Here is a 7,629-nt window from a genome sequence, read left to right on the forward strand (position 1 = left end):
CGACCAACGGACAGGTCCCGCCAGCCATCCACGAGCTACAGGCGGCGCGATAAACCACCCTATCGGGTGTCTAGAAAGACTTGACCACGACACCCCTGTAGGAGCGCGCTTGCGCGCGATGGGCGTTACCGCAGATTCCATCGCGCGCAAGCGCACTCCTACAGGAGCCTATTGTTTCGCCCGGGAAACGCGCCCTGTTGCCGTGGAATATACGAAACATATATGATTCGTATATGGGTATCGTAAACATCGACGACGAAACGCACGACCAGATCCGCCGGGCCTGCTCGGTGACGGGCCGTTCCATCAACGCGCAGACGAACTTCTGGATCCGTATCGGCATGCTCTGCGAACTCAACCCGTCGCGCAGCTTCCAGGAGCTGGTGGCGCAAGAGCTTCGCGAAGCCGGTGTTGAACCGCAGGCGCTGCGCATGGCACGCGAGTGATCAAGCAGCCCGAAGAAATCGCCTTGATGGCGGAGGCGGGGCGCCTGCTGGCCGGTGTGTTCCATCGCCTTGACGGGCTCGACATGGTTGGCCGCAGCACCATGCAGCTCAACGACGTGGTCGAGCGCATGATCGTCGACGAATTGCATGCGCGGCCGGCGAGCAAGGGGCAGTACGATTTTCCCTACGTACTCAACGCGTCGGTCGATAACGTCGTCTGCCACGGCATGCCATCAGCGGACGATGTGCTGCGCAGCGGTCAGATCGTGAACCTGGATATCACTCTCGAGAAGAACGGCTACATCGCCGATTCCAGTACGACTTATCTGGTGGGCGAGGTGCCTTATGCAGCGCGCAGGCTGGTCAGGGCCACTTACGAAGCCATGTGGAAAGGCATCGCTGCGGTAAAACCTGGTGCCCGGCTGGGCGATATCGGCGATGCCATTTCGCGCCATGCGCGCACCCATGGCTACAGTGTGGTGAAGGAATACTGCGGCCACGGCATTGGCCGCGAGATGCACGAAGACCCGCAGATCCTGCATTACGGCCGGCCCGGTACCGGCATGGTGTTGCGCGAAGGCATGGTGTTTACGATCGAGCCGATGCTCAACGAAGGGCGCGCCGCGATCCTCTCGCGGCCGGATGAGTGGCCGGTCTATACGCGCGATGGAAGACTTTCGGCGCAGTTTGAGCACACCGTAGCCGTCACGCCGCATGGGGTCCGGGTGCTGACCCTGCGGCCGGGCGAAGTGCCGCTGTGCACCCTCGATACGACGCCACTCATGGCGTCAGCGAACGCGTAACGTCGAAGACGGTGTCGCGCAACCATTGATGCGCAGGATCCGCCTGGTGCCGCGGGTGCCAGATCAGTGAGACCCTGATGCCCGGCGTCTGGACCGGCAGGTCGAAATGGGTAAGGCCGGCCGCCTGCCAGCCGTGGCGGTTCGACCCGCCGCCAAGGCACGAAAACGGTACCAGGCCGATCAAGTCGGACTCGCAAGCAATGCGCATCGCGTTTGCGTGGCTGGGTACCACCAGGCTCACCGTGCGAAACAAGCCCAGTTTCTCGAGTGCCGTATCTACCGGACCGGTCCATTGTCGCTTGCGCGACACGACGACATGGCGGCAGGTGGCGTACCGCGCCGTCGTCATGCTGCCGCCGGCCATGGCAGGGTGGCCGCGTCGACAAATGCCCACGAAGCGATCCGTGAACAGCAGGCGAGCGCGCAACTCCGGTGCCGTCATACCGAGCACGCCAATTTCAAGATCGATCATGCCTTCGCGAAGGGGGTGGGCGTCCTTGTCGGGCTTCGGCACAAACTGCAGGCGCACGCCGGGCGCCGCTTGGCCAACTGCGATCGTGAGCGCGCCAGCCGCCAGGTCGATGAACCCGTCATTGGCGCGAATGACGAATGTGCGCTCCAGCGTGGCGAGGTCGAGCACATTTGCCGTGGGTTGCAACACGGCCCGGGCCTCACGTGCGATTTCGTGGACCCGCTCTGCCATGGCTTCCGCGTAAGGGGTGGGGACCAGCGCACGCCCCGCCGGCACTAGCAAGGGATCGCCCGTGGCGGCGCGCAGCCGGGCCAGCGTGCGGCTCATGGCCGACGTGCTCAATCCCAGCTTCTTCGCCGCAGCGATCACGCTGCGCTCGGTAAGCAACGTATCCAGTGGGGTGATGAGGTTCAGGTCGATATCAGGCATGGGCGCGCGCTCGGGGGTGGGCCTTCCATGGCGTCGGATGCAATCGAGTATTGCATCACACGCGTCTGGTGCAACTGATGGGGCGCCACCAGACTGAGGCATACCCCATGCCGACCAAGGGTTACCGCCATGACCATGTCCCGAAACGCCCCCTCCCACCGCGCCATCCTGCTCGTGGGCGCCTCACGTGGCCTCGGCCACGCCATGGCCGAAGAACTGCTCACGCGTGGCTGGCAGGTGACCGGTACGGTCCGCGCCGGCGCAAGCACACCATTGCACGCGCTGATGGCGAGCTACCCCGATCAGCTGACCATAGAGCACCTCGACATCACGCGGCCGGAAGAGATTGGCGCTGTGCGCCAGCGTCTCGCGGGAAAGCGCTTCGACATCCTGTTCGTCAACGCCGGCACCACCAACGAGAACCCCTCGGAGACCATCAACGAAGTGACCACTGACGAATTCGTGCATGTCATGGTCACCAATGCACTGAGTCCCATGCGCGTCATCGGGGGCCTGCAGGATCTGGTTATCGCTGATGGCCTCATCGGCGTCATGTCGTCAGGGCAGGGCAGCATCGCCAACAACGCGCGTGGTGGGCGCGAGGTCTATCGCGGTAGCAAGGCCGCCCTGAACCAGTACATGCGCAGCTACGCCGCCCGCCAGGCCGGCACCCCGCGGGCGCTTCTGTTGATGGCACCCGGCTGGATTCGCACCGGCCTGGGTGGTGACGATGCGCCGTTCACGATGGAAGAGACCGTCCCGGACATTGTCGATACGCTACTGGCCAAGCAAGGCCGCCCGGGTCTCGAGTACCTGGAGCGAAACGGCGAGATAGTCCCCTGGTAACGCCCTTGGAGTACCCTCCAGTCATCTTTGGGACGACTGGAGGTGCGCGGTGGCCAACCTGATCCTCAGTACCTTCGACTGGGTGCCTGAACCCCCGCGCGGCTACGTACGTGACCTGCGCGTGCGCTGGGCACTCGAAGAGGCCGGGCTGCCGTATGAAGTACGCGGCGTGCCCTTCAAGGAACGCGGCCCCGATCACTTCGCCCACCAGCCGTTCGGCCAGGTGCCATGGATTACCGATGGCGATATTTCCCTGTTCGAGAGCGGGGCCATCCTGATGCACATCGCCAGCCGCAGCGATGTGCTCATGCCGAACAACGAGCGTGGCCGCGTTGAGGTCCTGGAGTGGGTGTTCGCCGCACTCAACTCGGTGGAGATGGCCAGCGTGCCGTGGTCCATCCTGGCGTTCTCCGACGAGAATCGCGAATCAACCGCATGGCAGAAGCTCGATGGTTTCCTGCAACTGCGCCTGGGCCACATGGAGAAGGTGCTGACGGAGCGCGAGTGGCTGGCCGGCGACTTCTCGGTCGCCGATATCCTGATGGCCGACGTGCTTCGCCTGGTCGATCGCTTTGATGGACTGGAGGCATACCCGGCCTGCCAGGACTATGTATTGCGAGCGACGGCGCGACCATCGTTCCTTAAGGCACGCGCTGACCAGATGGCGCATTTCGCCGCGGCGGACTAACGCTCCATCACCAGCAGGGTCGACGTGGCCGAGGCGTAGAGCTTCCCGGCGGCATCCTTCAGTGTCGCCTCGGTAAACGCCACGCGGCGGCCCATGGTCAGTACGCGGCCTTCCGCACGCATGAGGCCGGTGTCCCCGGTGATGGCCTTGTGGTAGGCGGTCTTCAGTTCCAGTGTCGTGTACGCCTGCGTGGGCGAGAGCTTCGAATGCACGGCGCAGCCGCAGGCGGAATCCAGCAGCGTGGCCGCAAACCCGCCGTGGACCATGCCGATCGGGTTGTACACGCGAAGGGATGGCATGCCCTCGAACACCGCGTACCCATCGGCGGCTTCGACCAGGGTGATATCCATGGTCTCGCCGATGGGCGCGCGGCCGCCCATGTCGATAAGCTTGAGCAGCTGTTCCAGGCCGGTAAGGCCGGGAGGGAGTTGGCCGACGATGTTCATAGGATGCCCGTACTGATTAACGTACGACCATAATAGGAATGTCGGCCACACCCATCAACCCAACCGCATCGACAGCTCGACATCGTCCGAGAACGGCACCGAAAGGTAACCGCTGCCCGCGCTACGCACACGGGCCATGTACTCGGGACTGTAATCGGCGTTATCGGCAATGATCAGTGCGCCCGGGCGAAGCCGCGCTTCAAGTAGCGCGAGTATTTCCGGATACAGCGCCTTCGCGCCATCGAGCAAGACCAGGTCGATGCTCTCGGGCAGGTTCGTCGCGAAGGTCTTCAGTGCGTCGCCTTCGCGAATCTCAACCAGGTCCATTACGCCGCCGGCGGTGAGGTTTTCACGCGCGCGGACGACCTTCGATGGCTCGAACTCACTGGTGATCAGCGTACCGCCACCGTTGTCGCGCAGCGCCGCGGCGAGGTGCAGGGTGGAGATGCCGAACGACGTGCCGAACTCGACGATGCTGCGTGCACGGCTGCTGCGAGCGAGCATGTAGAGCAATGCGCCTGTCTCGCGCGATACCGGCAGGGGCATGTCCTTAAGGGCGCCGTAGAAGCCGAGGTACTCGGTCTTGCTCTGCATCAGGCGGGCGTGGTCGTCCTGCGAAAGGTTGGCGATGGCGGGGTTATCCGCCCACGTGACCTTGTCGGCTTCATCGAACAGGCGGCCGATCAGGCCGGCCAGGGGAGCGGTGGTAAGGGTGGTCATGGGGGTCTCCGGTTGCAGTGAATGAGCGCAGGATTAGAATGTGACGAATCCGTCAGGTTTTCTATTCGCATTACCGGGGCATCCATGAACAACCCGCAAAACCCACCGATTTCCTCGCGAAAGCAACCTAAACAGGCACGTTCGACCGAGCTGGTTTCTGCCATCCTGCAGGCGGCGGCTCAGGTTTTGGCGAAGGAAGGCGCCGCAAGGTTCACCACGGCACGGGTCGCTGAGCGGGCTGGGGTGAGCGTTGGCTCGGTCTACCAGTACTTCCCGAACAAGGCCGCCATCCTGTTCCGCCTGCAAAGCGACGAATGGCGCCAGACCAGCGGCATGCTGGCCGAGACACTCGCCGATGATGGGCGGCCGCCGCTGGAACGCCTGCGCCGGCTGGTGCATGCTTTCATCATTTCCGAGTGCGATGAGGCCGGCATGCGCGTGGCGCTTGATGATGCCGCGCCCCTCTATCGCGATGCGCCGGAAGCGCGCGAGGCAAAGGCCTCGGGTGAGCGCGCGTTCCATACGTTCATGCGCGAGGCGCTGCCGGAGGCAACGGACGATACGCGCAGCATGGCGGTACGCCTCGTCGTCGCCACGCTTAGCGGCGTCGGAAAGGATTTTTCATCGAGCCCGCGCGAGCCGGAAGAAATACACGCGTTCAGTGAGGCGATGGGCGATATGTTCTGCGCATGGCTCCGCGAACGTCAGGCAAAGCACCCGACGTAAGCGCCTCAGGGCAGGCCCGCGGTTCGCGCCGCATCCGCCGCCGGCGGCGCACCAAACATGCGTTTGTAATCCCGGGTGAACTGCGATTGGCTGTCGTAGCCCACGTTCGCGGCCACGGCACCTGCGGATCGGGGTTCGGCCAGCAGCATCTTTCGCGCTTCCTGCAGCCGCAGTCTTGTGCGGTACTGCACGGGCGTCATCAGCGTGATCGCCTTGAAGTGGCGGTGGAACGAGGTGACGCTCATCCCTGCGACATCCGCCAGCGACTCAACCGACATCGGTGCGGTGTAGTTCGCCTTGATCCACTGTGTTGCGCGGCCAATCTGCGCCACGTGCGAGCCGCTCAAGGCCAGCTGACGCAACGGCTCGCCCAGGCCGCTTCGAAACAGCCTGTAGTAAATCTCCTGCACGATCAGCGGTGCGACGAATGGGATGTCGCTGGGGCGATCCAGCAGATCAAGCAGGCGCGAGAACGGTTCGAGCAGCTCAGGAGTCATCGGCGCCGTCGCCACGCCGGCCGGCACGGTGGCCTTCGTTTCTGTCACTGGCAAGCGAGCCATCGCTTCGGCCAGCGCGCCGCGATCGATATCGAGCGAGAACGCCAGGTGCGGGCGACCTTCGTCATCGAGGAACACCTGGGCGCACACCGGCAAATCGACGGTGACCAGCAGGAAGGTGGAGGTATCGGCCAGGAAGGGTGCTTCGCCCGCGGCGATGGTCTTGCTGCCTCGCAGGATCACTACCATGCGCGGGCGGTAGAACACGTGCGATGGGTGCGCCGCATGGTTGACGCGGTACAGGGTGAGTCCGGGCAGGGCGGTTTCCTGCCTGGGGTGCGCAGCATGGCGCTCCACGGCCTCACACATGCGTTCAAGCATCGTTTTCATGGCAGCCATTATGGACCCTTCAGGCGACATAGCTGAACACCCGAAGGGTCACTTTGGCAGGATCGTGCAAAACACCGGCAGCATCGGCGTAGAGGCTTCACGCCTGCGGGCTCATCCTTTCGGAGTGCCGGCAAGTGGCCGGGCTCTCTCACCCCGAACAGGAATCCCCATGTCCGATTCGAAGATCTGGTTCATCACCGGCTGCTCCACCGGCTTTGGCCGTGAGCTCGCCGAACAGGTGCTCGCCCGCGGCGAGCGCGTGGTACTGACCGCCCGAAACCCCGGGCAGGTGCAGGACATCGCTGCGAAGTACCCTGATCATGCCCTCGCGCTTGCGCTCGACGTAACGAGTGAGCAGGCGATCCGCAAGGCGGTCGCGGATGCCGAAGCTCGTTTCGGGCAGATCGACGTGCTCGTGAACAATGCTGGCTACGGCTATTTCTCGGCGATTGAGGAAGGCGAGGATGCAGAGATTCGCCGGCAGTTTGAGACGAACGTGTTCGGGCTCATCTCGCTCACCCGCCACGTGCTGCCGGGCATGCGTACACGTCGCAGCGGTCGCATCATCAACGTTTCATCGATCGGCGGCCTGGTCGCTTTCCCCGCCACCGGCTACTACCACGCTACCAAGTGGGCGGTGGAAGGCTTCTCCGAGTCACTTTCGAAGGAAGTGGGGCCGCTGGGTATCAAGGTCATCATTGTCGAGCCGGGTCGCTTCCGAACCGATTGGGCCGGCCGTTCGGTGATCGAATCGAAGACGGTTATCGATGATTACGACGCGACCGCGGGCGCGCGCCGCCGCCAGGCCAAGGAGTACACCGGGACGCAGCCAGGCGATCCGGCTCGCGGTGCCGCCGCGATTATCCAGGCGGCCGATGCACAAAACCCGCCGCTACGCCTGCCACTCGGTTCGGATGCCTACACGTTCCTTACCGATCGACTCGACGAACTGCGGGCCAACTTCGAAGCGGTGAAGGACATCTCGACCAGCACCGACTTCCCCAGCTGATCCGCTCTGTTCGGTCCATACGGCTTTTGTAGGAGCGGGGGGGGGGGGGGGTGGGGGACCCCCCAACACCCCCCCCCCCCGCCCCCACGCGAAAAGAGATAGCGCGCACGCGCGCGCCCACAGGGGTGGATATGGGTTATACCAATAAGATGCACAG

Annotated in this window: 10 protein-coding genes; 6 read left to right on the plus strand and 4 right to left on the minus strand. The window is 63.8% G+C overall.

The features are described 5' to 3' along the window. Positions 1-233: 233 nt before the first annotated feature. Positions 234-446: a ParD-like family protein gene (locus ABIE56_RS22390; protein WP_429246025.1), complete on the plus strand. Its 213-nt coding sequence runs from the start codon at positions 234-236 to the stop codon at positions 444-446. Further along, entirely contained in the window at positions 443-1,249 is an 807-nt protein-coding gene (gene map / locus ABIE56_RS22395) for a type I methionyl aminopeptidase (RefSeq protein WP_429246026.1), read from the plus strand. Before ABIE56_RS22390 ends, map begins: the two co-directional genes overlap by 4 nt. Here map and ABIE56_RS22400 read toward each other — a convergent pair. Then, the gene (locus ABIE56_RS22400; RefSeq protein ID WP_429246027.1) at positions 1,227-2,150 is read right to left on the minus strand and encodes a LysR family transcriptional regulator; all 924 of its coding nucleotides are present in this window, start codon (positions 2,148-2,150) and stop codon (positions 1,227-1,229) included. The genes map and ABIE56_RS22400 overlap by 23 nt on opposite strands. A gap of 129 nt (positions 2,151-2,279) precedes the next feature. Here ABIE56_RS22400 and ABIE56_RS22405 point away from each other — a divergent pair, with 129 nt between their 5' ends. Continuing rightward, a complete protein-coding gene (locus ABIE56_RS22405; protein ID WP_429246028.1) occupies positions 2,280-2,996 on the plus strand; it encodes an SDR family NAD(P)-dependent oxidoreductase in 717 nt (238 codons plus the stop codon). 49 nt (positions 2,997-3,045) lie between these two features. Further along, a complete protein-coding gene (locus tag ABIE56_RS22410; protein ID WP_429246029.1) occupies positions 3,046-3,684 on the plus strand; it encodes a glutathione S-transferase family protein in 639 nt (212 codons plus the stop codon). Here ABIE56_RS22410 and ABIE56_RS22415 read toward each other — a convergent pair. Continuing rightward, on the minus strand, positions 3,681-4,130 hold the full coding sequence (locus tag ABIE56_RS22415; protein ID WP_429246030.1) for a PaaI family thioesterase: 450 nt from the start codon (positions 4,128-4,130) through the stop codon (positions 3,681-3,683). The genes ABIE56_RS22410 and ABIE56_RS22415 overlap by 4 nt on opposite strands. Before the next feature lie 54 nt (positions 4,131-4,184). Beyond that, positions 4,185-4,850: an O-methyltransferase gene (locus tag ABIE56_RS22420; protein WP_429246031.1), complete on the minus strand. Its 666-nt coding sequence runs from the start codon at positions 4,848-4,850 to the stop codon at positions 4,185-4,187. A gap of 84 nt (positions 4,851-4,934) precedes the next feature. Between ABIE56_RS22420 and ABIE56_RS22425 the strand changes: the two genes are divergently transcribed. Continuing rightward, positions 4,935-5,576, plus strand: a complete 642-nt coding sequence (locus ABIE56_RS22425) for a TetR family transcriptional regulator (RefSeq protein ID WP_429246032.1) — start codon at positions 4,935-4,937, stop codon at positions 5,574-5,576. Positions 5,577-5,581: 5 nt separating this feature from the next. Here the strand turns inward: ABIE56_RS22425 and ABIE56_RS22430 are convergent, their stop codons facing one another. Continuing rightward, on the minus strand, positions 5,582-6,463 hold the full coding sequence (locus tag ABIE56_RS22430) for an AraC family transcriptional regulator (RefSeq protein ID WP_429246033.1): 882 nt from the start codon (positions 6,461-6,463) through the stop codon (positions 5,582-5,584). Between the two features lie 169 nt (positions 6,464-6,632). Here ABIE56_RS22430 and ABIE56_RS22435 point away from each other — a divergent pair, with 169 nt between their 5' ends. Beyond that, complete coding sequence (locus ABIE56_RS22435; protein WP_429246034.1) at positions 6,633-7,472, plus strand: SDR family oxidoreductase; 840 nt, start codon at positions 6,633-6,635, stop codon at positions 7,470-7,472. Positions 7,473-7,629 lie beyond the last annotated feature (157 nt).

Origin of the sequence: Luteibacter sp. 621, assembly GCF_050435445.1 — a bacterium.
Classification (GTDB): Bacteria; Pseudomonadota; Gammaproteobacteria; order Xanthomonadales; family Rhodanobacteraceae; genus Luteibacter.